21 protein-coding genes are annotated in these 25,116 nt (G+C 62.9%); 10 read left to right on the forward strand and 11 right to left on the reverse strand.

Annotated features, from left to right (window positions below; genetic code table 11):
• Positions 1–32 precede the first annotated feature (32 nt).
• Positions 33–929: a mitochondrial fission ELM1 family protein gene (locus LVD10_RS08125; protein WP_233006531.1), complete on the reverse strand. Its 897-nt coding sequence runs from the start codon at positions 927–929 to the stop codon at positions 33–35.
• 251 nt (positions 930–1,180) lie between these two features.
• On the opposite strand from LVD10_RS08125, the gene LVD10_RS08130 reads away from it, so the two are divergent.
• The 3 genes from LVD10_RS08130 to LVD10_RS08140 are packed head-to-tail and all read left to right on the forward strand — an operon-like array spanning position 1,181 to position 4,871.
• The gene (locus LVD10_RS08130) at positions 1,181–2,197 is read left to right on the forward strand and encodes a glycosyltransferase family protein (RefSeq protein ID WP_237062933.1); all 1,017 of its coding nucleotides are present in this window, start codon (positions 1,181–1,183) and stop codon (positions 2,195–2,197) included.
• A complete protein-coding gene (locus LVD10_RS08135; protein ID WP_237062935.1) occupies positions 2,181–3,473 on the forward strand; it encodes an O-antigen ligase family protein in 1,293 nt (430 codons plus the stop codon). Before LVD10_RS08130 ends, LVD10_RS08135 begins: the two co-directional genes overlap by 17 nt.
• Before the next feature lie 60 nt (positions 3,474–3,533).
• Positions 3,534–4,871, forward strand: a complete 1,338-nt coding sequence (locus LVD10_RS08140; protein WP_237062937.1) for a UDP-glucose dehydrogenase family protein — start codon at positions 3,534–3,536, stop codon at positions 4,869–4,871.
• A gap of 100 nt (positions 4,872–4,971) precedes the next feature.
• On the opposite strand, the gene LVD10_RS08145 is transcribed toward LVD10_RS08140, so the two are convergent.
• The 3 genes from LVD10_RS08145 to tfpB all read right to left on the reverse strand — a co-directional run bounded on the left by LVD10_RS08145 (position 4,972) and on the right by tfpB (position 10,737).
• Positions 4,972–5,943 (reverse strand): branched-chain amino acid transaminase, encoded by a 972-nt coding sequence (locus LVD10_RS08145; RefSeq protein ID WP_233006535.1) that lies wholly within the window; start codon positions 5,941–5,943, stop codon positions 4,972–4,974.
• Positions 5,944–6,028: 85 nt separating this feature from the next.
• Positions 6,029–8,884, reverse strand: a complete 2,856-nt coding sequence (gene glnE, locus LVD10_RS08150) for a bifunctional [glutamate--ammonia ligase]-adenylyl-L-tyrosine phosphorylase/[glutamate--ammonia-ligase] adenylyltransferase (RefSeq protein ID WP_237062939.1) — start codon at positions 8,882–8,884, stop codon at positions 6,029–6,031.
• A 65-nt stretch (positions 8,885–8,949) separates the two neighbouring features.
• Positions 8,950–10,737 (reverse strand): type IV pilus assembly ATPase TfpB, encoded by a 1,788-nt coding sequence (tfpB, locus tag LVD10_RS08155; RefSeq protein ID WP_237062941.1) that lies wholly within the window; start codon positions 10,735–10,737, stop codon positions 8,950–8,952.
• A gap of 167 nt (positions 10,738–10,904) precedes the next feature.
• Here tfpB and LVD10_RS08160 point away from each other — a divergent pair, with 167 nt between their 5' ends.
• The 3 genes from LVD10_RS08160 (at position 10,905) to LVD10_RS08170 (ending at position 13,773) form a co-directional block, all read left to right on the forward strand.
• Complete coding sequence (locus LVD10_RS08160; protein ID WP_233006538.1) at positions 10,905–11,582, forward strand: TIGR00153 family protein; 678 nt, start codon at positions 10,905–10,907, stop codon at positions 11,580–11,582.
• 13 nt (positions 11,583–11,595) lie between these two features.
• The gene (locus LVD10_RS08165) at positions 11,596–12,870 is read left to right on the forward strand and encodes an inorganic phosphate transporter (protein ID WP_233006539.1); all 1,275 of its coding nucleotides are present in this window, start codon (positions 11,596–11,598) and stop codon (positions 12,868–12,870) included.
• Positions 12,871–12,975: 105 nt separating this feature from the next.
• Positions 12,976–13,773 carry a PhzF family phenazine biosynthesis protein gene (locus LVD10_RS08170; protein WP_237062943.1) on the forward strand — a complete coding sequence of 266 codons (798 nt, stop codon included), beginning with the start codon at positions 12,976–12,978 and terminating at the stop codon, positions 13,771–13,773.
• Between the two features lie 6 nt (positions 13,774–13,779).
• On the opposite strand, the gene LVD10_RS08175 is transcribed toward LVD10_RS08170, so the two are convergent.
• Positions 13,780–15,051 (reverse strand): M24 family metallopeptidase, encoded by a 1,272-nt coding sequence (locus tag LVD10_RS08175; protein WP_233006541.1) that lies wholly within the window; start codon positions 15,049–15,051, stop codon positions 13,780–13,782.
• A 161-nt stretch (positions 15,052–15,212) separates the two neighbouring features.
• Complete coding sequence (locus LVD10_RS08180) at positions 15,213–15,677, reverse strand: DUF6314 family protein (RefSeq protein ID WP_233006542.1); 465 nt, start codon at positions 15,675–15,677, stop codon at positions 15,213–15,215.
• A gap of 42 nt (positions 15,678–15,719) precedes the next feature.
• Between LVD10_RS08180 and LVD10_RS08185 the strand changes: the two genes are divergently transcribed.
• From LVD10_RS08185 to ilvD, 4 genes are all read left to right on the forward strand, one after another.
• Complete coding sequence (locus LVD10_RS08185; RefSeq protein ID WP_237062945.1) at positions 15,720–16,601, forward strand: carboxylate/amino acid/amine transporter; 882 nt, start codon at positions 15,720–15,722, stop codon at positions 16,599–16,601.
• A gap of 27 nt (positions 16,602–16,628) precedes the next feature.
• Positions 16,629–17,789: an acetylornithine deacetylase gene (gene argE / locus LVD10_RS08190; protein ID WP_233006544.1), complete on the forward strand. Its 1,161-nt coding sequence runs from the start codon at positions 16,629–16,631 to the stop codon at positions 17,787–17,789.
• Between the two features lie 61 nt (positions 17,790–17,850).
• The gene (argA, locus tag LVD10_RS08195; RefSeq protein WP_233006545.1) at positions 17,851–19,164 is read left to right on the forward strand and encodes an amino-acid N-acetyltransferase; all 1,314 of its coding nucleotides are present in this window, start codon (positions 17,851–17,853) and stop codon (positions 19,162–19,164) included.
• A 142-nt stretch (positions 19,165–19,306) separates the two neighbouring features.
• Positions 19,307–21,142, forward strand: coding sequence for a dihydroxy-acid dehydratase (gene ilvD / locus LVD10_RS08200; RefSeq protein WP_237062947.1), 1,836 nt, complete (start codon positions 19,307–19,309; stop codon positions 21,140–21,142).
• Between the two features lie 73 nt (positions 21,143–21,215).
• Here the strand turns inward: ilvD and LVD10_RS08205 are convergent, their stop codons facing one another.
• From LVD10_RS08205 to LVD10_RS08225, 5 genes are all read right to left on the reverse strand, one after another.
• A complete protein-coding gene (locus LVD10_RS08205) occupies positions 21,216–21,800 on the reverse strand; it encodes an energy transducer TonB (RefSeq protein ID WP_237062949.1) in 585 nt (194 codons plus the stop codon).
• A gap of 277 nt (positions 21,801–22,077) precedes the next feature.
• Positions 22,078–23,415, reverse strand: a complete 1,338-nt coding sequence (locus tag LVD10_RS08210) for a tetratricopeptide repeat protein (RefSeq protein ID WP_233006548.1) — start codon at positions 23,413–23,415, stop codon at positions 22,078–22,080.
• A gap of 11 nt (positions 23,416–23,426) precedes the next feature.
• Positions 23,427–24,050, reverse strand: coding sequence for an energy transducer TonB (locus LVD10_RS08215; protein ID WP_233006549.1), 624 nt, complete (start codon positions 24,048–24,050; stop codon positions 23,427–23,429).
• Between the two features lie 6 nt (positions 24,051–24,056).
• Positions 24,057–24,458, reverse strand: a complete 402-nt coding sequence (locus LVD10_RS08220) for an ExbD/TolR family protein (RefSeq protein ID WP_233006550.1) — start codon at positions 24,456–24,458, stop codon at positions 24,057–24,059.
• Positions 24,459–24,584: 126 nt separating this feature from the next.
• Positions 24,585–25,112 (reverse strand): MotA/TolQ/ExbB proton channel family protein, encoded by a 528-nt coding sequence (locus LVD10_RS08225; RefSeq protein ID WP_233006551.1) that lies wholly within the window; start codon positions 25,110–25,112, stop codon positions 24,585–24,587.
• Positions 25,113–25,116: the final 4 nt, after the last annotated feature.

A 25,116-nucleotide genomic window follows, 5' to 3' on the forward strand; every position in this document is an offset into this window, starting at 1 on the left:
GCTGGTCTGGTCTTCAGGTGGCAGCGGCGGCCTCAATCAATCGGGTGGCTGCGGCGCCTCAGCAACGCGCGCGCACAGGTTACCTGCTGGCCCAGGGGGGGGCGTGCATTCTCAATTGGCTGGCCGGCATCGGCCGTGCAGTCGGTTACCAGGCCCTGGTCGAGCAGCCGCTGCACTGCGGCGCGGACCTTGTTGGCCCGCCGGCGGCTGGGCAGCGGGATTACCCCCACCTGCGCCTGACTCTGCAAGGCCTCGAACAGCATCGACACACTGTCGCCGGTCACCCAGATGCGCTCAGCCTGCGCCAGTTGCTCCACAAGCCAGCCCGGGGGGCAGTCGCGCCAGTGGCAGAGTTCTGCCCCACTACCGGCGAGCCCCTCAAGCGTGCCGTCCGGCGTGCGGCGGCTATCGGAAATTACCCATTGCAGCGGGGCCTGCAGCAACTGCTCCACCGTCGCCTGAACACCACCTGCATCCCAGGCAAAGTGCTTGCTGGGACCACCCAGCAGGATAAGCCCCCGCCCCGGGCGGACCTGGTCACCGGGCAATGGCTCGGTGAGTGCCCCCTGGCTGAGAATCACATTGGCCAGTGGTGGCGGCCGGTCATGCTCGGGAATGATGGCAAAATCGAACCAGCGCAGGGGCAGTGACGGGCGCATGATAACCACCACCTGGCCGCCGAACCGGCGACGCGCCATCAGCATCGGCAGGTGGCTGCGATGGCCTGCGCCGATGATCAGGTCCGGCTGCGGCAATTCCGCCAGGTGGGCGGGCAGCCCGTGACGCAACAGCGAAAACACCCCGACGGCGCCAATTTCGTGGCAATCAACCGCGTCGCCGGCACAGTCGCGCAGGCCGCTGACCAGGGCAGCACTCTGCTTCTCGTGCGCGCGGTTACCATCGAGAAAACGCCAGACTGTCAGCCGCAATTGGGAAACCCCGACTTAATGAATATAGGTACTGCGCCGCACCGGGCGCGGGCGCTCATGCTAACCGATACCCCCGTCGTATTGAAGCCAGGCACAGGCCGGGCACAGCGTGGACTTGCTCTCGGGCAGCCCGTTATAATCGCTGCCCTGAATTTCGCCAATTGTCCCGGTCCCGGACTGGCCCGCTCGTGGTTCGAGCGCCGCCATTACCGTAAAACGGCTCGCCACAACGCCGACGGCTATCCACCCCTATGCGTATTATTCACGTCGACAATCACCAGCAACGCAAGTACGGCCATACGTCCGTCAGCTGGGCCCTCAAACTGTATACCGGCCTGGTCAGGGCCGGCCATAACGTACTCGCCTTCAGCGACCGGGACGTCGCCGCATTCGAAGCGCCGCTGCGCATCCGTGAGCTGGTGAGTCGCAAGAAGGTGAACCAGCGCCTGTTGCAGTCGGTGGAGGGATTCGAGCCGGACCTGGTGATCCTCGGCCACTGCGACCTGATCGACAATGAAACCTTTGCCGAAATCCGCCGTATGCGGCCGCAGACAGTGATCGCCGCCTGCAATAACGATCCGCTGTTCGTGCCCCGCAATTCGGACAATATCGCCAAACGCTGTGAAATCGCCGACGCCATGTTCGTTTCCACCGGCGTCGATGACCTGAAGCGCTATGAGGGCAGGCGGGCCAGCCTGTGGCATATGCCCAATCCCGTAGACCCCTCGGTCGAGACGGCCGACTGCAGCCAGCGGAGCGACCTGGAAGTGGACCTGCTGTTCTGCAGCAAGTCACAGGCGCACACGGAGCGCGGCAAGATTGCGCAGTACCTGAAAGAGCACCTGCCGCCCGACCTCAGGTTTCGCACGCCCGGCATGTTCGGCGAGCCGACCCTGTGGGGGCGCGACTACGACCGAATCCTGGCCAACAGCAAGATGGGGCTGAACCTGAACCGCCAGGAGGGTTACCAGTGGTATTCCTCGGCACGGATGGCACAACTGGCGGGCAACGGCGTACTGGTATTCACCCATGCCGCCGGCGCCTTTGACGAATTCATGCCCCCGGAAACACTGGTCTATTTCGACAGTGAGGAATCCCTCCTCAACCGAATTATCGAATTCCACTCCGACGACGACAAGCGCCGCCAATGGGCCAGTCGTTGTCGGGAATTTTTTCACCGCGAGATCAATAACACCCTGTACGCCCAGTACATTGTCGAGTCCGCCATGAATTTGCCACACAGCCACAACTATGTCTGGATCAAGTAATACCATTCCTTCCCTCCACGGACTCTATCGCCAGCCCGAATCCCGCTGGGTATCCGGGCTGCTCCATGTCGCCGGTGCCAGCCTGCTGTTGATGCTGGTGGGCTTTCACCTGCTGCCCGAGGTGGGGCGCATCCAGACCATCTTCTACCTGACCCTGTTACCCACAACCATCCTGCTGCTGGCCTGGCGCCGTGACTGGCGTTTCCTGCGCTCCTGGCAGTTTGCCTGCTTTATCAGCGTGCCGCTGGTCCTGGCCCTGTCGACGCTCTGGGCCGACCCCGCCAGTGCCACCGTCGAGCGGGAGGTCTCTTTTTATTTCAAGGTGCTGGTCTATTTTGTGCTCTTTTACTGCGCCCTCTACCTGGTAATGGAGCGGCGTGGTGACCAGATGGACGAACTCCTGCACCAGTGGCTGCGCTGGCTGATCGTGCTGGGCACAGTGTCCTGCGCCGCGTCGCTGGTGGTTTACGGCCTCGATGGCGGTTTCAGCAAGCTGTATCGCATCGGCGGTATCTCGATGCAGAACAATATCGACAAGACAGCCATGCTGTATGGCTTTCATGTCCTGTTCTGCTGCTACGGCCTGTCACTGGATTCCCGCCGCTGGCGCTGGCTGTCCTGGACCGGCCTGGGTCTAGGGTGTGTCTATATCGTCGTGTCGCAGACCAAGATCCCCATCGTTATGGCCGTCTTTGCCATCTGCCTGGCAGCGGTGGTCAGTCGCTCAGTGGTATTGCGGGTACTGGTCCTGCTCGGTGCCTTCGCAGCGCTGCCAGCCGCCTACCTGTTGCTTTACGGCGACCTGCCACTGTTGCACCGCGGCAACGCCTATTCCATCCGCCTGGAGCTCTGGTCCAAGAGCCTGGAAGGTTTCCTACAATCTCCCTGGGTCGGCAGCGGGCTGGTGCACAAGCAATTCATCGAGGTGCACGAGGTGCTGCCGCACCCGCACAATTACCTGTTGGACGTGGCTCGCTTTGCCGGCCTGCTGGGCGTGGCAGCCTGCCTCTGGCAGCTGGTCGCAGTGGCCTGGACCGGCCTGCGCCGCGAGCAGCTGCTAAGCTGGGTACCCGGCCTCTACCTGGTGTGGTTTGGATTCGGCGTGCTGGCTATGCTGATCTATGCCCAGCAGCCACTGGTGAAGCCCAGCTACATCTGGTTCTTCTACTGGATTCCGCTGGCGATCGTACTGGTACGCCACCAGCTGTGCGACGCCCGGACCCGGGCCAACCGGGAAGTGAGCAGGCCGGATATTACCGACGCAGCGGTAGCCTGAGGCACCTTGCCAATCACCGGGCTGCCATGACACTGACCTGAACAGGACACCGTCTCGAGGATGAAAGTAACCGTATTCGGCACCGGCTATGTCGGGCTGGTGCAGGCCGCCGTGCTGGCGGAGTCCGGCAATAACGTGGCCTGCATTGATATCGATGCAGACAAGGTGGAGCGGCTGCGCCGGGGTGAAATCCCGATTTACGAGCCGGGACTGGCACCGCTGGTGGAAGAGAGCATTGCCAATGGCAACCTGTCCTTTTCCACTGAAGCCGCGGAGGGTGTTGCCCATGGTGAGCTGATCTTTATCGCCGTGGGTACCCCTCCCGATGAGGACGGTTCCGCCGACCTGCGCCATGTGCTCACGGTAGCCCGCACTATCGCCACCCACATGGACAGCAAGAAGTACATCATCAACAAGTCCACCGTGCCGGTTGGCACCGCGGACAAGGTCCGCGCCGCAGTGAGCGAAGTACTCGCCGAGCGCGGACTGGCCGAGCTGGAATTTGATGTCATCTCCAACCCGGAATTCCTCAAGGAAGGATCCGCGGTCGCCGACTGCATGCGCCCCGACCGCATCATCATCGGCACCTCCGAGAGAGAGTCCGAACACAAGCTGCGCCAGCTCTACGCGCCCTTTAACCGCAACCACGAGAAGATCCTGGTGATGGATGTGAAGAGCGCCGAGCTGACCAAGTATGCGGCCAACTGCATGCTGGCCACCAAGATCAGCTTCATGAATGAGATGGCGAATATCGCCGACCGGGTCGGGGCGGATATCGAGGCAGTGCGCCGCGGCATCGGTTCGGACCCCCGTGTCGGCTACCAGTTTATCTATGCCGGCATCGGCTACGGCGGCTCCTGCTTTCCCAAGGACGTCAAGGCGCTGATCAACTCCGCCGGGCAGCTGGGGCTCTCCACCGAAATACTGTCGGCAGTGGAATCCCGCAATAACAGCCAGAAGTATTACCTGCTGGACAAAATTGACGCCCATTTCGGCGGCAATGTGAAAGGCAGGACCTTCGCCCTGTGGGGCCTTTCGTTCAAGCCCAATACCGACGATATGCGCGAGGCTCCCAGCCGCGTCCTGATGGAGGGCCTGTGGGAGCGCGGGGCGCGGGTGCGCGCCTTCGACCCGGAGGCCATGGACGAATGCCGCCGCATCTACGGCGAGCGGGAAGACCTGGAGCTGTGTGATTCCCGCGATGCGGTACTCGAGGGTGCCGATGCCCTGGTCGTGGCCACCGAATGGCAGCAGTTCAAGGCGCTGGATATCGCCACGGTAAGGGACACCCTGCACGAGCCAGTGATTTTCGACGGCCGCAACCAGTACGAACCGCAAGATATGCGCGCTGCCGGTTTCCACTATTACTGTGTCGGCAGGCCCGACACCACGTCTTAGCGAAGCCAACCCCGCAGACAAAAAAAAGCCCGGGCAATCCCGGGCTTTTTTTGCGCTGAAATCAGCAGCACACTCTTCTTGGCAATTCGCGCCGCTGGCTTCAGGCGATTCTTGCCTCAAGCGGCGCCGGCGTATCAGCCACATCGGTAAGCCAGCCGGCGTGGGCCGGGCTGCGTCCCTGCACCACATCAAAGTAAAGTTCCTGCAGCTGCCGCGTAATCGGCCCCCGCCGGCCCGCACCGATGGTGCGGCCATCCAGCATGCGGATGGGCAGCACTTCAGCAGCGGTGCCGGTAAAGAACGCCTCGTCGGCGATATACACCTCATCCCGCGTGATGCGCTTTTCCACCACCCGGTAACCGCACTCGTGGGCCAGCTCGATCACCGAGCTGCGGGTGATGCCATCCAGGCAGGAGGTCAGCTCGGGGGTGTAGAGCACACCGTCACTGACGATAAAGATATTCTCGCCGCTGCCCTCGGCCACATAGCCCTCCGGGTCCAGCAGCAGCGCCTCCTCACAGCCGTTGCGCACCGCCTCCTGCAGGGCCAGCATGGAATTGATGTAATTGCCGTTGGCCTTGGCCTTGCACATGCTGATATTCACATGGTGGCGCGTGTACGAGGAGGTATTGACCTTGATCCCCAGCTCCCGCGCTTCCGGTGTCATGTAACTCGGCCATTCCCAGGCCGCGACAATTACGTGGGTCTGCAGCGCGTCGGCGCGCAACCCCATACCCTCGGAGCCGTAAAACACCATCGGGCGCAGGTAGGCCTCGCGCAGGTTGTTCTCACGCACAACAGTGCGCTGCGCCTCATTGAGCTGTTCCGCATCAAAGGGCATCGGCATGTTCATGATCTTGGCAGAACGGAACAGGCGACGGGTGTGGTCGTGCAGGCGGAAGATACTGGTGCCGCCCCCCGCCTGGGCACCTGGGGTCTGGTAGGCGCGCACACCTTCGAAAACCCCCATTCCGTAGTGCAGTGTGTGGGTGAGGACATGGACCCGGGCATCCCGCCAGGGAACCAGCTCACCATCGAACCAGATAAGGCCGTCGCGATCGGCAAAAGACATGGGTAACTCCTACAAATCCAAAAATCCGGATTGCTGAAAAACAGTTTAATCATTGCGCAGCAGCAACGGGCCCCGGCGAGGACAATCAGCCGAGAATTTGCTGCCAGCTTGTTTGAACGGTCTTTCTTTCCGCTTCGAACTGGTCACCGTTAACAACTCCCGGCAGCTGTTGTAATGCCAGGCGATGACCCTCAGATCGGTAGGCTTTGTAGGCGTCGATCATTTGTCCGGCTTGGTGGGCCGACATCAGGCCTGCCTCAATGAGGCTTTCGAGAATGCGGATATTATCGGTGAACCGCACGATCGAGGGCGCCTTGTGCGCCCAGGCCAATGTGGAATATTGAACCAAAAACTCGATATCGACAATACCGCCCGGGCCCTGCTTGAGATCGAATTCCTGATCGTTGCTCTTATCGAGATGGGTGCGCATTTTATCGCGCATGGCCACCACTTCCTTACGCAGTTCCTGCTCATCGCGCCGCTCACAAAGCAACGCGTTGCGCAGCTCCCCGAAGTCATGGCAGAGCCGTTCACTGCCCGCCACCGGGCGCGCCCGCACCAGGGCCTGGTGCTCCCAGGTCCAGGCACTCTCGCGCTGGTACTTCTCGAACGCCGCCAGCGAGGTCACCAGCAGGCCGGAGTTACCGGAGGGCCGCAGGCGGGTATCCACCTCGTACAGCGGGCCACTGAGGGTGCGGGTCTGCAGGATATGGATCAGGCGCTGGGCCAGGCGGGTATAGAAGCTCAGGCTGTCGATACTGCGCTCACCATCGGTCATACCCTGGCCGTCGGCATCGTGCACGAACACGATATCCAGGTCGGACCCATGCCCAAGCTCCAGCCCACCCAGCTTGCCATAGGCGATGATCGCAAAGCGCATGTCCTCCACCGAGGCACCAGCGGGCACACCGTGCTTTTCCGTCACCTGGTGCCACGCCTGTTGCAGCGCCTGCTGCAGGATCGCCTCCGCCAGCCAGGTCAGGGAATCGCTGACCTTCATCAGTGGCAGGGCGCCGCTCACTTCCTGGGCGGCGATTCGCAGGCTCTGGCTCTGCTTGAAGTGACGCAGGGCCTCCATCTGTGCCTCGAGATCATCGCGATCCACGCGCAGCATTTCCCGGCGCAGCTCGTCGGCAATATCCTCTTTCGAGGCAGGCGCCAGCAGCCGGCGGGAATCCAGCAGCTCGTCCAGCAGGATCGGGTGCCTGGCGAGCTGCTCGGCAATCCAGGGACTGGCGGCACACAGGCGCAGCAGCTGGGCCAGTACCGGCGGGTTTTCATTGACCAGCACCAGGTAGGCGCTGCGGCGCAGCACCGCACGCACCAGCGGCAGCACCCGCCGCAGCGCCAGCAGCGGCTCGGCTTCCTCTGCTGCCGCCGCCAGCAACAGCGGCATAAACTGGTCGAGGCGCTGCCGCGCCGCCGTGGGCAGGGCCGCAACGATACGGGCACCTCCCAGGTCCGCCAGCAACTCCAGGGCCTCTTGCTCCGGGGTAAAGCCTGCCTCGCGCAGGCTGGCGAGGTTCACTTCCTCGCTGTCGTCGGCGGTACAGGTTCCCCAGAGGCTCTGCCATTCCTCTGCGGCATCCGCCTCGGCAATTTCCTCGGGCGGTGCGATCACCTGGTCGAACTCGCGCTGGATGGTTGTGCGCGCTTCGAGCAGGGCCTGCTCCAGCCCCTCCCAGTCGCCGTAACCCAGGGCGAATGCCAGCCGCGCACGGGCCTCGTCGTCGCGCGGTAGCGTCTGCGTCTGCTGGTCGCGCTCCGCCTGCAGCCCGTGCTCCACCCGGCGCAGCAGCAGGTAGGCATCCGCCAGCTCTTCCGCCACCCCCTGCTCCAGGTGCCCCTCGCTCTCCAGGAGTGGCAGCAGGCGCAGCAGGTTGCGCTCCCGCAATGCCGGCTCGCGACCGCCACGGATCAGCTGGAACGACTGCACGATAAATTCAACCTCGCGGATGCCGCCACGCCCCAGCTTGATATTGTCCGCCAGGCCGCGGGCGCGCACCTGCCGCTGGATTAGCGCCTTCATCTCGCGCAGGGCGTCGATGGCGCTGAAATCGATATAGCGCCGGTAGGTGAACGGCCGCAGCATTTCCATCAGTGCCGCGCCGATCTCCTCGTCGCCGGCGATCGGTCGAGCCTTCACCATGGCGAAGCGCTCCCACTCGCGCCCCTGGGTCTGGTAGTAATCCTCCAGTGCGGCGAAGTGGCTCACCAGCGGCCCACTGTCCCCGTATGGGCGCAGGCGCATATCCACCCGGAATACAAAGCCATCGGCGCTGATCGCGTCGAGGGAGCGGATCAGGTTCTGGCCCAGGCGCTGGAAGAATTTCTGGTTTTCCACCGGGCGCTCACCGTCGGTTTCCCCCGGCTCCGGGTAGGCGAAAATCAGGTCGATATCCGAGGACAGGTTGAGCTCCCGCGCCCCCAACTTGCCCATCCCCAGCACCACCATCGACTGCGCATTGCCGTCGCCGTCCCGCGGTTCACCATAGCGCGCCGCCAGCTGGCGGTGGTGCCAGGCCAGGCCCACCCGGGTGCAGGTTTCTGCCAGGTCGGTCAGGCGGCCACAGACACGGGGAATATCCCACTCCCCGGCGAAGTCACGCCAGATCACCTCGGCAATCACGCGATTGCGCAGGCGGCGCAGGTTCCGGTCCAGCCCTGCGTCGTCGGCGGCGTCATCCAGCCCGGATTCGTCCAGGCCCAGGTCGTCCCGGCCCAGCAGCTCCGGCAGGAGTTCGGGTACGCGGCAGCACTGGTCGAGGAAAAAGTCGGACCCCACAAAGGCCCGGCAGACTGCCTGCTGCAGGGTCTCACTGTCCGCCATGGCCTCCTCGGCCCGGGCAAGGGCGGACTCGCCGGCGGCGTCGGCCCAGCGCTGCCAGCGCTCGCGAAACAGTGGCTGCAGGGCGTCGGGGCACAGTCGGGCATCGGCCATGGGAAGTCTCATCGTTAGAATGCTTCAGGTAGAAAGTCTTGCAGAAATCCCTGTGCGGGCATGTATCAGAAGGCGATATCCGGCGGCGGTGCCACCCGCAGCACCTCGGAAACGGTGGTGATCCCCGCCGCCACCTTGCGCGCCCCGGAGAGTCGCAGGCTGTTCATGCCCTCGCGCATGGCGCGATGGCGTACCTGCTGCAGGTCGCAGTCATGGGTCACCAGGGCCTGGATGGCTTCACTGAACGGCAGGATCTCGTAGATGCCCTGGCGACCGCGATAGCCGGTATTGCGACACTCCAGGCAGCCTTCGGGACGATAAACGGTTTCCGGGCGCGGCGCCTTCCAGGGGCGGGTCAGCGCCAGCCAGTCTTCCTCGCTCACCGTATCCGGCTGCTTGCACGCGGGACACAGGGTACGCACCAGGCGCTGCGCCATTACCCCCAGCACGGTGGACTTCAGCAGGTAGTGGGGCAGGCCCAGGTCCAGCAGGCGCGTAACGGCGGTGGGCGCGTCGTTGGTATGCAGGGTGGAAATCACCAGGTGCCCGGTCAGGGCCGCCTGTACCGCCATCTGGGCAGTCTCCAGGTCACGGATCTCACCCACCATGATGATATCCGGGTCCTGGCGCATCAGCGTGCGGATGCCGGCGGCAAAGTCCAGGCCGATACTGTGGTGTACCTGGGTCTGGTTGAAGGTCTCCTCCACCATCTCGATCGGGTCCTCGATGGTGGAGACATTCACCTCGCTGGTGGCCAGTTGCTTGAGGCCGGTATACAGGGTGGTGGTCTTGCCCGAGCCGGTGGGGCCGGTAACCAGTACGATGCCGTTGGGGCGCCCCAGCATGGCCTGCCAGCGCGCCAGGTCCTCGCCCCCCAGGCCCAGGTCGCTGTAGGAGCGGGCCAGCACCTCGGGGTCGAAGATCCGCATTACCAGCTTCTCGCCGAAGGCCGTGGGCAGGGTGGACAGGCGCAGCTCCACCTCACTGCCATCGGGGCGCTTGGTCTTGATCCGGCCGTCCTGGGGCTTGCGTTTCTCCGCCACATTCATCCGGCCGAGAATCTTCAGGCGGCTGGTGACGGCGGCATTCACCTGGTCGGGAAACTCGTGGATCGGGTGCAGCACCCCGTCGATACGGAAGCGGATACGGGCCATCTCGCGGCGCGGCTCGATATGGATATCACTGGCCCGCTGGTCGAAGGCATGCTGCAGCAGCCAGTCGACGATATTGACGATATGCTGGTCGTTGGCCTCGGGGTCCTTGAGGTTACCCAGTTCCAGCAGCTGCTCGAAGTTGCCGGCGCCGGAGCTGCCCTTGAGGCCACTGGCGCCGGAGATGGAGCGGGACAGCGAATAGAACTCCACACAGTAGCGCTGGATGTCCGCCGGGTCTGCCACCACCCGGCGCACGCTGCGACCACTGGTGTGTTCCAGCTGGTCCTCCCAGCCGGCGGTGAAGGGCTGGGCCGTGGCCACCAGCAGGCTGTCCTTGTTTGCCTCCACACAGAGGATTTCGTGGCGCTTGGCGAACTGGAAGCTCATCACCTCGGTCACCGACGCCACGTTAATCTTGAGCGGGTCGATATGGTAGACACTGTGGCCGGCACTCTCCGCCAGCCAGTCCGTGAGCACTGTCGCCGAGAGCACTTTGCCCGGGACCTGGCGGTTCTCCAGTTCACAGCTGGCGATATAGCTGAGCGGGTGCATCTGGGCCTGCTCGGCGCTGCGCGGCGTGCCGATCAGGCGGTTGGCGTCCTCGCGGCTCACCAGCCCCTGTTCCACCAGGTCCTCCAGCAACCCCCGCAGGTCCAGGATCCGGTCCGCCATTTTTCCCGCCACTTTTCCCGACGCCATGGGACAACCCCTTCATCTATATTCTTGTCTGTGCCCGATCGCGCATTGTAGCGGCAAGCCGCCGCCGTGACAGTGCACCAATCCCCCTGAAAGTACCGGATTACCCCGCACGGGCCAAGTTGGGGTACCATGCCGCCCGTTTCGCACCCTGAGCCAAGGAGCTACCCATGCCCCTGTCCAATATCGCCAACCTGTTTGGCCGCTCCCCGATCAAGCCGATCAAGGAGCACATGGCCAAGGCCCACGAGGCCTCGGCAGACCTGGTTCCCTTCTTCGAGGCCCTGATGAAGGGCGACCTGGTCGAAGCGGAGGAAGTGCAGAAGCGCATTTCCACCAGTGAGAACCAGGCCGATGACATCAAGCGCGACCTGCGCCTGCACCTGCCGGACAGCCTGTTTATGCCGGTATCCCGCTCGGACCTGCTGGAGCTGTTGCACGCCCAGGACGAGGTGGCCAATACCGCCCAGGACATCGCCGGGCTGGCCGTCGGCCGCAAGATGCAGATTCCCGCGCCACTGCAGGTACAGATGAAGACCTTTGTCGACAGCGCCGTGGCCACCTCGGCCCAGGCCCTGCGCGCCATCAACGAGCTCGACGAGCTGCTGGAGAGCGGCTTTGCCGGGCGCGAGGTGGACATCGCCCAGCGCATGACCGAGGAGCTGGATGACCTGGAGCGCAAGTCGGACAAGCTAGAAGTGGAAATCCGCGCCGCACTGTTCGATATCGAAAAAGACCTGCCGCCGGTGGACGTGATCTTCCTGTATCGCGTCATCGAGTGGATTGGCGACCTGGCCGACAAATCCCACAGCGTGGGTAATCGCCTGCAATTGCTGTTAGCACGCTAAGGGGGGTAGTACCGTGGAAGTTATTAGCCAGTACGGCAGCATCCTGCTGATTCTCGCCTGCGTTTTCGGGTTCTTCATGGCCTGGGGCGTAGGTGCCAACGACGTTGCCAATGCCATGGGCACGTCCGTGGGCTCGCGCGCCCTGACCATCAAACAGGCGATCCTGATCGCCATGGTGTTCGAGTTTGCCGGCGCCTACCTGGCCGGTGGAGAAGTTACCTCTACCATCCGCAAGGGCATCATCGATTCGGACATTTTCGCCGAGCAACCGGAGTTGCTGGTTTACGGCATGCTCTCGGCACTGCTGGCCGCGGGCACCTGGTTGCTGATCGCCAGCATCCTGGGCTGGCCCGTGTCCACCACCCATTCCATCGTCGGCGCCATTGTCGGTTTCTCCGCCGTGGGTATCTCGGTAGACGCCGTGGCCTGGGGCAAGGTGGGCAGCATCGTCGCCAGCTGGGTGGTGTCACCGGTACTCGCCGGCACCATCTCATTCCTGCTGTTCCGCAGTGTGCAGCGCCTGATCCTCAACACCGAGGACCCGTTCGGCAACGCCAAGCGCTATATCCCCATCTACATGTTCGCCGTGGGCTGGATGATCGCCATGGTCACCCTGACCAAGGGCCTGAAGCATGTATTCAAGGATCTCAATATCGAGCTGAACTTCCTGCAGGACGCCGGCATCGCCGCCCTCGTCGGCCTGGTGGTAATGGGCCTTGGTATCGTGATGCTCAAGCGCATCAAGCGCGACCCGGAGCGCGAGCGCGAGAACCGCTTCGCCAACGTGGAGCGGGTCTTCGCCATCCTGATGATCTTCACCGCCTGTGCCATGGCCTTCGCGCACGGCTCCAACGACGTGGCCAATGCCGTCGGCCCGCTGGCGGCGGTGGTCAATACCGTGCAGATGGGCGCGGTCACCGCCAAGGCCACCATGCCCTCCTGGATCCTGCTGCTCGGTGGTGCGGGTATCGTGGTGGGCCTGGCCACCTATGGCTTCAAGGTGATGGCCACCATCGGCCGCAAGATCACCGAGCTGACCCCGAGCCGCGGTTTCGCCGCCGAGCTGGGGGCCGCCGCCACCGTGGTACTGGCCTCGGGTACCGGCCTGCCGATTTCCACCACCCACACCCTGGTGGGCGCGGTGCTGGGCGTTGGCCTGGCGCGGGGTATCGGCGCGCTGAACCTGCGCATGATCACCACGATCGCCGCGTCCTGGGTAGTTACCCTGCCCGCCGGCGCCGGTATCGCCATCCTGTTTTTCTTCTTCTTCAAGGGCGTATTTGGCTAGCCATAGAAGCGGCAAGACGGTACAAAAGGGGGAGTCGGGTAACCGGCTCCCCTTTTTTGTGCCGGTACCGCGCCCACTGAACCAATAATCGAGAAAGGAATTTCGATGCAACTCCCCATCTACCAGGCAGATGCCTTCACCTCCCAGCTGTTTGGCGGCAACCCCGCGGCACTGGTGCCGCTGCAGCAATGGCTCGCCGACGATGTCCTGCAGGCCATCGCCGCGGAAAACAACCTGGCGGAGACCGCCTTTACCGTACCCAGCGGGCGCGGCTACGAGCTGCGCTGGTTTACCCCCGCCGTGGAGGTGTCCCTGTGCGGCCACGCCACCCTGGCCAGCGCCCACCTGCTGTGGACCGAGCTGGGCTGCCTGGAGGAGGAGATCCGCTTTTTCACCCGCAGTGGCGAACTGCGCGTGCGTCGTGAGGGCGAGCTGATTGCGATGGATTTTCCCGCCCAGGGCACCCGGCCGGTCGAAGTACAGCAGTCTTTTGCCGAGGCTGTCGGCATCGGCCCCCGCCGTGCCGCAACCGAGACCCGGGAGGGCGGCAAGCTGGTGCTGGAGTTTGACAGCGCCGAGCAGGTGGCGAGCCTGTCACCGGACTTTGCCAGGGTAGTGCCCCTGTCCGCGGACGGGGTGATCTGCACGGCCGTGGGAGAGCCGCTCGGCTGTGATTTCGCCAGTCGCTTTTTTGCCCCGGGAATCGGTATTGACGAGGACCCGGTCACGGGTTCGGCACACACGGTCCTCACCCCCTACTGGGCGGAGAGGCTCGACCAGACCCGCTTCCGCGCCCTGCAGCTATCCCCCCGGGGCGGCGAGCTGGAGTGCGAGCTGAACGGGGACCGGGTGCTGTTACGGGGCGCGGCAGTGACCTACCTGCGCGGCCAGATCAGCCTGTAACCGGCTTCAGGCCAGCTCGCCCAGCGGGGAGGCAATGCTCTCGGGGGGACGGGTGAACCAGGCCGGGCCGTCCTCTGTCATGTACAGGCAGTCCTCGAGGCGCACACCGAATTCACCCGGCAGGTACAGGCCCGGCTCATTGGAAAAGCACATTCCCGGTGCCAGCGGTGTGGACTCCCCGCGCACGAAATTGATCGGCTCATGGCCTTCCATGCCGATGCCGTGCCCGGTGCGGTGGGAAAGCCCCGGCAGGCGGTAGTCGGGGCCGAAGCCGCTTTTGCGGTAGAAGTCGCGCACAGCGTCATCCACCCGTCCGGCCGGCTCGCCGATCCTGGCCGCGGCAAACGCCACATCCTGGCCCTCGCGCACCAGTTGCCAGATGCGCTGCTCCTTTTTACCGGGCTCGCCGTAGACGAAGGTGCGGGAGATATCTGACTGGTAGCCCTCGACACTGCAACCGCAGTCCATCAGCACGATCTGTCCCTCGCGGATTTTCTGGGGCTGGTCGGTACCGTGGGGATAGGCGCTGGCCTCGCCAAACAGGGCCATGGTCCAGGCATCGGTGCCGCCATAGGCCGCCTGTGCCTCGCGCATCAGGCGATTGACGTCGGCCGGCGTCATGCCCGGCTCCAGCTGGCGGTAAACCTGGCCATAGGCCGCCAGGGTAATCTCGTTGGCCTTTTTCATCAGGGCCAGCTCAGCGGGGCTCTTGATCATGCGACAGCCGCGCGTCACCGGGTCGGCACTGGCCAGGGCGAAACCCGGCGCTGCCGCACGGATACCATCCGCCACGAACCAGCGCACCGAGGCCTCCATACCGATGCGGCCGGACTTCAGTTTGCGATCCCGGAGGAAGCCTGCCACCTGCACAAACGGGCTCTCGTGCTCGTGCCAGGTGCGCACGTCCTCGCCGAAGGTCATGGATTCCCGAACCGAAGGCTCTTCGAAAAACGGCGTGACCACACCGATCTCGCCATCGCGGGGAATGATCACACAGGTCAGCCGCTCCGAGCGCCACCAGCGGATGCCGGTGAAATAGCGCATGGCCGCGCCCGGCTCGAGGATAACCGCATCAATTTTGAACTTGCCCATCAACTCCTGGGCCCGCGCTATGCGGGCGCGGCGCTCGGCGACGGTGATCGGCTGGACATCACCGGTCAGGGGCTCAATCTTATCTTTCGGGGAACTGCTTGTGGATTGGCTGGCCGCGCGCAGTGGCAGGGCCGGTGCCACTGCGAGCATTGCGGCGGATTTCAGTAACTGGCGTTTTGTCGGCATGGGGATATTTCCTGACAGAGTCGGCGACGGGGCCCTGACCACTGCTTTTATCGCAAAGCCAGTACGGCGTAATCGCCCTTGGGATCAGGAAAACACTTTAGCCCTTTTCGGCCCCGAAAAACATTGGAACGCCAGTTTCCGGTTCACCCCCGGCAACCGCACTACCAGTAGTGGTAGTGCAGCTGTTCATTTTTGTGGGGACCGTGGATCTGCCAGATCAATTCCAGCTGGCCTTTCCTCAGCAACAGCTGCGCGGTATAGGTGTCCGCGCCGCACAGGTGTGGCTGCACCTCACGGAATCCATGTTCGGTGACCGGTTGCAACTCGAACAGCAGCACCGGCTCGCTGCGGCGGAGGTGCTCCAGCCGCAGGGAACCGGGCAACCGCGTCCAGCGATAACAGTTTTGCATATCCAGTTCACGGCCGTCGCTGCTGGTAAATCGGGCCCGCTCGCGAAACAATATCCGGCTATCGTCGCGTTCGGCGGCCACACTGCCGCGCGCGTGGCCGCGCCAGTCGGTTGCCGAGCCGGGACCATTACTGGCGGTGAAACTGAATTCGGATATTTTGGCCAGGCGCTCCCACAGGCTGTCGATGGCCCGGGACGCCCCGTTATTTACTGACAAAATTCACCTTTCAATAACAATGCTATTTACCCGGTCGATGCCATGCCACTGTTGATTTTCGTCACCCTCCTCTGGGCCTTTTCCTTCAGCCTGATCGGCGTTTACCTGGCCGGGTCCGTGGACAGCTATTTTGCCGTATTCACTCGCGTGTTGCTGGCCGCACTGCTGTTCCTGCCGCTGCTACGCTGGCGCGCCTGCAGTCCCCGCACCGCCCTGGCACTGATGGCCATCGGTGCCGTGCAGCTGGGCATCATGTACCTGTTTTACTACCAGTCGTTCCTGCTACTCAGCGTGCCGGAAGTGCTGCTGTTCACCATCTTCACGCCGGTGTACATCGCCCTGCTGTACGACCTGCTGGAGTGGCGCTTCTCCCCCTGGAACCTGCTGGTTGCCCTGCTCGCCGTGGCCGGGGCCGCGGTGATTCGCTGGGGCCGGCCGCATGGGGACTTCTGGCTGGGGTTCCTGGTGGTCCAGGGTGCCAACCTCTGCTTTGCCCTGGGCCAGGTGGCCTACAAGCAGTTTATGCAACAATTCACACAGCGGGGACCGGCCCTGCCGGGCCGGCAGGTCTTTGCCTGGTTTTACCTGGGTGCCCTGCTGGTGGTGACCGCCGCCTGGCTGGTGCTGGGGGAGCCGGCCTACCCCCGCAGCGGCCTGCAGTGGGGCATCCTGGTATGGCTCGGGCTGGTGGCCTCGGGGCTGGGCTACTTCCTCTGGAACAAAGGCGCGACACAGGTTTCAGCTGGCACCCTGGCGGCGATGAATAATGCCCTGATCCCGGCAGGCCTGCTGGTGAATCTGTTAATCTGGAACCGTGATGCGGACCTCCCCCGGCTGGCGCTGGGCGGCTGTATCATCGTCGGTGCGGTCGCACTCAATGAATGGCGGCAACGGCGCAGCGGGTCGCCGGTGCCAGCGCGCTAGCGCCCAGACACATCCAGGAGCAGGGTTATGGACAACGCGGTACCGGATATCAGGCAGCAATTGCAGCAGCTGGTGGCCATCCCCAGTGTCAGCGCCACAAACCCAAAGCTGGATATGGGCAACCGCGCGGTGGTGGAACTACTGGGCGAGTGGCTTGAGGCGCTGGGCTTTGCGGTGGAACTGATGCCACTGCCCGGCCAGCCGCACAAGGCCAACATGATCGCCACTCTCAGCAGCGGGGGCCCTGCGGACGGCGGGCTGGTGCTGGCCGGGCATACCGACACGGTCCCCTACGACGAGGGCCGCTGGCAGTCCGACCCGTTCAAGCTGGAAGAGCGGGACAACCGCTGGTACGGCCTCGGCAGTACCGATATGAAAGGCTTTTTCCCGCTGGCCATCGAGGCCGCCCGGGCCATTGCCGGCAGCCCCCTGAAGCAGCCGCTGACCATCCTCGCCACGGCTGACGAGGAAACCTCCATGGCCGGCGCGCGGGCGCTGGTTGACGCCGGGCGGCCACGCGCACGCTTCGCCGTGGTGGGTGAGCCCACCGGGCTCAGGCCAGTGCGCATGCACAAGGGCATGATGATGGAGGCCGTGCGAATCACCGGGCAGGCCGGGCACTCCTCTGACCCGTCACTGGGCGCCAGCGCGCTGGAGGCAATGCATGGCGCGATCGGGGAACTGCTGTCGCTGCGGTCAGAGTGGCAGCAGCGCTATAACAATCCCGGCTTCGCCGTCCCCGTGCCCACCATGAACCTGGGCTGCATCCACGGTGGCGATAACCCCAACCGCATATGCGGCTTTACCGAGCTGCAATTCGATATACGCCCCCTGCCCGGCATGGCACTGGACGACCTGCGCAGCGAGTTACAGCAACGGCTGGCCGCATCAGTGCACGGGGAACGGCTGCACCTGGATTACGGCCCGTTGTTTGCCGGGGTAGAGGCCTTTGAACAACCGGCCACGTCGGAACTGGTGGCAGCGGCAGAGAAGCTCACCGGCCACAGTGCCGAGAGCGTGGCCTTTGCCACCGAGGCGCCATTTTTCCGCGAAATGGGCATGGACACCATCGTGCTGGGCCCGGGCGATATCGACCAGGCCCACCAGCCGGATGAGTACCTGGGCCTCGACCGTATCGAGCCGATGCTGGATGTACTGCGCGGACTGATCGCCAGGTTCTGCCTGTGATCAGGCGGCCGGAATTGCGGTATATTGCGCCTGAATCCCGGGAATACACGGAAGTCTGCTCGTGAGTGCCAACAACGCCTCTCTCAACTGGTTTCGCCACGCCGCGCCCTACATCAACGACCTGCGCGAACGCACCCTGGTCATCGCCATTCCCGGCGATGCCCTGGAGCACGGCAATTTCCGCAACCTGGTGCATGACCTGGCACTGCTGGCCAGCCTCGGCATCCGCCTGGTGGTGGTGCACGGGGCGCGCCCCCAGATCAATCGCGCCCTGGCCGAGCGCGGCATCGATAACCAGTTCCACGCCAACGCCCGGGTGACCGACCGGGAAACACTCGAGGTCATCAAGGCCGCGGTGGGCAAACTGCGATTCGATATCGAGGCGGCTTTCAGCCAGGGCCTGCCGGATTCGCCCATGGCCCGTTCATCCCTGAAGGTGATTTCCGGCAACCTGGTGACAGCCCGCCCGATCGGCGTGCTCGACGGCGTCGACCTGCGCTGGACCGGGCAGGTGCGGCGGATGGAGGTCAACACCATCAACAGTGCGCTGGAACAGGGCGCGCTGGTGCTCCTGTCGCCGCTGGGAACCTCGCTCACCGGCGAGCTGTTCAATCTCAATTTCCTCGACCTTGCGGCGGAGGCGGCCCGCGCCCTGCAGGCGGAGAAGCTGGTATTGTTTCGCGAGGAGCCGCAATTGCTCGTGGACGGCGAGCCGGTACGCGAACTCAGTATCCTGCAGGCGGAACAGTCGGTGACCCAGACCGACAGTGAGTCCCTGCGCTGTGCCATCAGTGCCTGCAATGCCGGTACTCCCCGTACCCACCTGCTCAGCTATACCGACGACGGCGCCCTGGTGCAGGAGCTGTTCCGCCGCGAGGGCACAGGCACCATGATCTACCGCGACAGCTACGAGGTGATCCGCCGCGCGCGCATCACCGACGTGGGCGGTATCCTCGGGCTGATCCGGCCACTGGAAAAGCAGGGCATCCTGGTGCGCCGCTCGCGGGAAAAACTGGAGGCGGAAATCGATCACTTCACGCTGGTGGAAGTGGACGGTACCGCCGTGGCCTGTGCCGCCCTGTACCCGATCCAGGACGACGAAGGCAATACGCTGGCGGCCGAGCTGGCCTGCGTGGCCATCCACCCGGAGTTCCGTGGCGGTGGCCGTGGCGCCAAGCTGTTGCACCACCTGGAGCGGCAGGCACGGGCACTGGACATCCCCGAGCTGTACGTGCTCACCACGCAGGCGGAGCACTGGTTTATCGAGCAGGGCTTCCGCCAGGTGGCGGTGGGCGACCTGCCCGCGCCCAGGCAGTCCCTGTACAACATCCAGCGGAATTCCCGTGTACTGCGCAAGGGGCTCACCGCGCAATAAACTCAGTCTCGGTCCTCTCGCAGCGAAATAACCATCCTAGCAGGGTGGGGAATTGCCAGCAGCCGGGGAAAACCATCCCGAATCAGGCTGTTTTTTGTTAAGCTGTCGCTCCATTTACCGCAGGACAGCCGGACCCAGATTTATGCCAGAATACCGCTCCCGCACCACTACGGCCGGCCGCAATATGGCCGGTGCCCGGGCCCTGTGGCGTGCCACGGGCATGAAGGACGACGATTTCCAGAAACCCATCATCGCGGTGGCGAACTCCTTCACCCAGTTCGTGCCCGGCCATGTCCACCTGAAGGACATGGGCCAGCTGGTGGCGCGTGAAATCGAGCGCGCCGGCGGCGTAGCCAAGGAGTTCAACACCATTGCCGTGGATGACGGCATCGCCATGGGCCACGACGGCATGCTCTACAGCCTGCCCAGCCGCGAAATCATTGCCGATTCGGTGGAATACATGGTCAATGCCCACTGTGCCGACGCCCTGGTGTGCATTTCCAATTGCGACAAGATCACGCCCGGCATGCTTATGGCGGCGATGCGCCTCAATATCCCGGTGATCTTCGTATCCGGGGGCCCCATGGAGGCGGGCAAGACCAAGCTGGCCGAGCACAAGCTCGACCTGGTGGACGCGATGGTGATTGCCGCCACCGACTCGGCCAGTGACGAGACCGTGGCCGAGTACGAGCGCTCCGCCTGCCCCACCTGCGGTTCCTGTTCCGGCATGTTCACGGCCAACTCCATGAACTGCCTGACCGAGGCCCTGGGGCTCTCCCTGCCCGGCAACGGTACGCTGCTGGCCACCCACGCGGATCGCGAGGAGCTGTTCCTGCGCGCCGGCCGCGAAATCGTGGCGCTGGCCAAGCGCTACTACGAGGGCGATGACGACCGGGCCCTGCCCCGCAGCATTGCCAACCGGGCGGCATTCGAGAACGCCATGGCACTGGATATCGCCATGGGCGGCTCCACAAATACCATCCTGCACCTGCTGGCGGCAGCCCAGGAGGGCGAGGTTGAGTTCGGGCTGGATGACATCGACAGGCTGTCACGACAAATCCCCCAGCTGTGCAAGGTGGCCCCCAATACGCAGAAATACCACATCGAGGACGTGCACCGCGCTGGCGGGGTGATGGCCATCCTGGGGGAGCTTGAAGCCGCCGGGCTGATCGACGCATCGCTGCCCACCGTGCATTCCAGCTCCATGCGCGAGGCCCTCGATCGGTGGGACATCCGGCGCACCGACGATCCGAAGGTACATAAATTTTTCCGCGCGGGCCCCGCGGGCATACCCACCCAGACGGCATTCAGCCAGGACTGCCGCTGGAACAACCTGGACGGCGACCGCACCCACGGCTGCATCCGCTCGGTGGAAAGTGCCTACTCCGCCGAGGGCGGGCTGGCGGTGCTGTTTGGCAACCTTGCCCCCAATGGCTGTGTGGTGAAAACCTCCGGGGTGGAAGAATCCCTGTGGCAGTTCGAGGGCCCGGCCCATATTGTCGAAAGCCAGGAAGCCGCCGTGGCGGATATCCTCGAGGGGCGGGTAACCGAAGGGAAAGCGGTGATCGTGCGCTATGAGGGCCCCAAGGGCGGCCCCGGGATGCAGGAAATGCTCTACCCAACCAGCTACCTGAAGTCCCGTGGGCTGGGCAAGTCCTGTGCCCTCATCACCGACGGGCGCTTTTCCGGCGGCACCTCGGGCCTGTCGATCGGCCATGTATCACCGGAGGCTGCCGCGGGCGGCAATATTGCCCTGGTGCAGGACGGCGACCCCATCCGCATCGACATCCCGGCGCGGACGATTGAAATCGCCATCAGCGACGAGGAGCTCGGCAAGCGGCGCACGGCCATGGAGGCCCGCGGCAAGGACGCGTGGCAACCAGTGGAACAGCGACCGCGCAAGGTCAGCCGGGCACTGAAAGCCTACGCCCTGCTGGCCACCAGCGCCGACCGGGGCGCGGTTCGCGAGATCGACTGACACCTCCGGCCAGCAGGCAGCTAGCGGGGGCGGGCATTCCGCCCCCGGCAGCTTGCCATTAGCGGGCCTAACGCTACTCCGCCAGCCTGAAGGAAATCCGGTTGCGCACCCCGTGGCGCCGGACGGGCTTGCCATCGTCCATCTGTGGCTGGTACTTGAACCGGCTTACTGCACTCAGCGCCGCCCTGTTGAACACACGCGTCTCGTTGCCGGCACTGTCATAACCAGCCACCACCTGCGGTGAGAGCACACTGCCGGTTTCACTGATGGTGAACTCCACCACCACATAACCCTCAAGCCCGCGCCGCAGTGCTGCCGACGGGTAGCGGGGCGCCGGCTTGAAGACCGGTACCGGATCTCCGTTAACCACAACCGGGCCCTGTCGCTTCACGGTCGGTCCCGGGGGTGCCATTACCGTGGTCAGCTTGGTCGGATCAACCTCACGATTTACCTCGGTTACAGGCGGCTGGGCGGGCGGGGTCACCGGCCTTTCCGGCACTGGCTCCCTGTGGACCGTGGGACGGGTATCCGGAATATGGATGGGTTTTATCTGGATCGGGTCGGGCCCCACAGGCTCCTCATAGTTCGTGGCCACCAGCCGGCTCATCACCAGCAGCAGTAGCAATGTGACCAGGGCGGCGGGAGCCAGGCTTCGCACGGATCCGGCAAATCCTGGTAGGGCGGGATTGAGAACAGGGGTATTGACTGAACAAGCTCTATCCATAACACCACTCCTTATTATTCTGGTGTCGATCTTGGCCGGCACTCCGGCCGGGTCTGGAAAAGCTGATCAGCTATGTACACTTATAGCTTATCTGGTCACAAATGCAAACTATTCTTAATCGCGAAGGATGGGCGCGGGGGATGCTCTTTATCCCGGGCATAAAAAAAGCCGCACATTGCTGTGCGGCTTTTCAAGCGGCAGGACCGGCAAATCAGATCGCCAGTTGCTCCTCGCGCTTTTTCTCCTTCTCGACAAAATCCATCCACTGTTCGGCGAACTTCTTGGATCGATCGTCTTTCAGGGCCTTCTTGAACTGCTCCAGCGCTGCGTCGTACTGCTTCAGGTTGGCGTTGGCCATCCCCAGTACGATGTAGAGCTGGTCCGGACGCTTGACGTCACCCTTCGCCAGGGCGCGTTTGCCCATGGTGATGGCTTTCTCATTCTTGTCCAGGTCCAGGTAAATACCGGCCAGGCGAGAATAGAGATCACCCTTGTCGGACAGCTTGGCCGCACCTTCCAGCTCAGGAATAGACTTCTGCAGTTCCTGCGCCATCTGGTAAGCCTGCGCCAGGGTTTCCAGGTTCTTGGAAGTGCGCTCGATCTTTTTCTCGTCGAGGCCCTTCTTGATTACCTTGGCCCCTTTGTAAGGCATCTCGTGTCCCATAAAGAGATAAGCCATGTTCAACAGCTCTTTCTCTTTCTGCAGGGCACCGGCGATATAGGCCGCTTCCATCATGTGAAGCTGGTCTTTCTCACGCTTCAGCTCACCGTACATACCTGCCAGCTGCTTGTAGTAGTCAGCTTTGGGGTAGTGCTTGACGAGCTTTTCCAGGATGCTGGTGACCTTCTTGTAGTCGTTCTTCTCGAAGTAGAGGAAACGCTGCAGGCTCAGCCAGTTCTCCTTCGGAATCTTGCCTTCCTTCTCATACATGGACACCGCACGATTGATGTCCTGCAGGGCCTTGGCCTCGTCACCTTTCTGGTAGTACACCTGGCCACGCATCGCGTAGTCTTCGGCACCAACCTTTTCAGACGCCTTGAACCATTTGTTCAGGTAAGTCAGGGCGTTGTTGTAGTCCTCGGTGACAAAGTACAGCTGGGCGATGGTCTTGAGTGTGTTCAGCTCAACACCCACCGGGATGTTCTCCACCCCCTGGGCCAGTACTTTCTTATAGGCGTTGATGGCGTCGCGATAGCGCTCCATGCTGTAGTAGACAAAGCCGTAGAAGAAGTACATCTGCGCGGTTTCATACGCATTGTACTTGCTCTTGCCGGCTTCCATCTCGCGCAGCGCCGCCATGGCAGCATTCCAGTCCTGCGCGTCAGCAGCTTCCTGCACCTTGCCCAGCTTCTTGAACACGTTTTCCCGCATCGCCGGGACCTTACGTGTCTTCTGCTCGCTCTGCGCCTCGGCCTGTGCGAAGGGCGCGGATACGCCCATTGCCTCAAGCACGGTCACGCTCACCGCGGGTGCCATTACCAGGGGCAGCGCCACGGACGTGCGCAAGACGAACTTGGACAAACCTTTCGTCATGGTCGTCAACTTCATAGTGCTTCCCCTTAGTTACTGGCCATGTTAAAGCTGATCTTGGTGCGCACACCCGGCACTTCGATCGGCTCACCATCGACCACACGCGGCTTGTACTTGTACTTCAGCGCCGACTTCACCGCTGCACGGTTGAAGATCGTGGTGGGGTTGCCATCCGCAGTGAAGGCTTCAACCACTCGCGCATCCCGTACAGAGCCGTTTTTGGTCACGGTGTACTCGACGATTGCGTAGCCCTCGATACCACGCTGCAGGGCGCGACGCGGGTACTGGGGAGCAACCTTCACGATCGGCAGGTAGTCACCCTCACTGGCAAAGCCGCCGATACCGCCTACTTTCAGGTCTGCACTCGCACTCGGCGCTGACATGTTGAGGGCGTTATCCATATTGGGATCGTCGAACTCAGGCTCCGGCATTTCCGGCGGCGGGGTCTCCGGCTCGTCGGGCTTGTCCGGTTTACTGGTGTCGTACTTGGTTTCGATCTTCTGTTCCGGCATCACGACGTCAGCAACCTTGATCTGCTCCTCCTCTTCGGGAGAGCCCAGGTTTGCCTCAATCAGCGCATGCATGGTGAAGATCAGGCCAAAGGTGGTGGCTACCGCCAGCGCACCCGCCCCTAATAATCTTACCGGGTTCATAAGCTGTTAACTCTTTTCTGTCGCGACCGAAACTTTCTCAATACCGATTTTCCTGGCTGCATCGGCAATCAGGGCAATCTTCTCGATACTGGCCTTCTTATCGGGCTGAATCACCAACCACCCCTTGGGGTTTTCCGCGTAGAGTCGCTCGAGGGTGACTTTCACCATGCGATCGTCTACTTCTTCCTTGGCAATCCAGATCTCATCGTTCTCGTTGATCGCAACCAGAATAGAGGCGGCTTTGAGTTCAGCGGTTGTCGCTTCCGGCTTGACCACTTCTTCACCCGGCTCCTTGATAAAGGTCGCGGTGACGATAAAGAAGATCAGCATGATGAACACCACGTCCAACATGGGCGTGAGGTCGATCGCGCCCTGTTCTTCCTGGGCCGTATTTTGTTTTCTGCTCATAGCAACTCTCTCAGCGAACTTCCTCAACAGGGCCCCGCAGGGGCCCCGCGAGAGTTTCTGGCTTGGCTAAACCTTCACAGCAAATCACCGCACATATTGGCCAGGCTCTTTGCTAGTTGTGGTGCCTTAGTGATCCATCGTCAGATGGTCTTCAAGCAGCTGGGTTTCGCGCTCCGCCTTACGGGTGAGATAGGTATTGGCGAACACTCCGGACAGGGCAGTTACCATGCCTGCCATCGTCGGGATTGTCGCCATTGATACACCACTCGCCATCTGCTTGGCGTCGCCGCCGCCGGTGATCGCGAGGACCTCGAACACGTTGATCATGCCCCAGACCGTACCCAGCAGCCCGAACAGGGGCGCCAGGGATACACAGGCCTGGATCATGTCCATATTGCTCTTGATCTTCTCGGATACCCGGGAAATCAGCGCTTCGCGGATGCGATGGGCATTCCAGGATTTGCGCTCGGCACGCCCTTCCCACTGGTCCATCGCAGCCTGGACATCTCCCTTCAAGCTTTTGTTGAAGAAGAAGATGCGCTCGAAAATCAGCGTCCACATAAAGAAGGTCAGGCCGGCGATCAGAAATAGTACTGGCCCGCCCGACGCCATAAAGGCGTTGACGGCGGCCCATGCGTCATACAATGCGTGCATGTTG

The sequence above is a fragment of the Microbulbifer zhoushanensis genome (assembly GCF_021729055.1).
Lineage (GTDB): Bacteria > Pseudomonadota > Gammaproteobacteria > Pseudomonadales > Cellvibrionaceae > Microbulbifer > Microbulbifer zhoushanensis.

Coding starts and splice junctions, on each gene's coding strand:
- LVD10_RS08130 (WP_237062933.1), top strand. CDS start 1,181: ATGCGTATTATTCACGTCGACAATCACCAGCAACGCAAGTACGGCCAT.
- LVD10_RS08135 (WP_237062935.1), top strand. CDS start 2,181: ATGTCTGGATCAAGTAATACCATTCCTTCCCTCCACGGACTCTATCGC.
- LVD10_RS08140 (WP_237062937.1), top strand. CDS start 3,534: ATGAAAGTAACCGTATTCGGCACCGGCTATGTCGGGCTGGTGCAGGCC.
- LVD10_RS08145 (WP_233006535.1), bottom strand. CDS start 5,943: ATGTCTTTTGCCGATCGCGACGGCCTTATCTGGTTCGATGGTGAGCTG.
- glnE (WP_237062939.1), bottom strand. CDS start 8,884: ATGGCCGATGCCCGACTGTGCCCCGACGCCCTGCAGCCACTGTTTCGC.
- tfpB (WP_237062941.1), bottom strand. CDS start 10,737: ATGGCGTCGGGAAAAGTGGCGGGAAAAATGGCGGACCGGATCCTGGAC.
- LVD10_RS08160 (WP_233006538.1), top strand. CDS start 10,905: ATGCCCCTGTCCAATATCGCCAACCTGTTTGGCCGCTCCCCGATCAAG.
- LVD10_RS08170 (WP_237062943.1), top strand. CDS start 12,976: ATGCAACTCCCCATCTACCAGGCAGATGCCTTCACCTCCCAGCTGTTT.
- LVD10_RS08175 (WP_233006541.1), bottom strand. CDS start 15,051: ATGCCGACAAAACGCCAGTTACTGAAATCCGCCGCAATGCTCGCAGTG.
- LVD10_RS08185 (WP_237062945.1), top strand. CDS start 15,720: ATGCCACTGTTGATTTTCGTCACCCTCCTCTGGGCCTTTTCCTTCAGC.
- argE (WP_233006544.1), top strand. CDS start 16,629: ATGGACAACGCGGTACCGGATATCAGGCAGCAATTGCAGCAGCTGGTG.
- ilvD (WP_237062947.1), top strand. CDS start 19,307: ATGCCAGAATACCGCTCCCGCACCACTACGGCCGGCCGCAATATGGCC.
- LVD10_RS08210 (WP_233006548.1), bottom strand. CDS start 23,415: ATGAAGTTGACGACCATGACGAAAGGTTTGTCCAAGTTCGTCTTGCGC.
- LVD10_RS08215 (WP_233006549.1), bottom strand. CDS start 24,050: ATGAACCCGGTAAGATTATTAGGGGCGGGTGCGCTGGCGGTAGCCACC.
- LVD10_RS08220 (WP_233006550.1), bottom strand. CDS start 24,458: ATGAGCAGAAAACAAAATACGGCCCAGGAAGAACAGGGCGCGATCGAC.
- LVD10_RS08225 (WP_233006551.1), bottom strand. CDS start 25,112: ATGCACGCATTGTATGACGCATGGGCCGCCGTCAACGCCTTTATGGCG.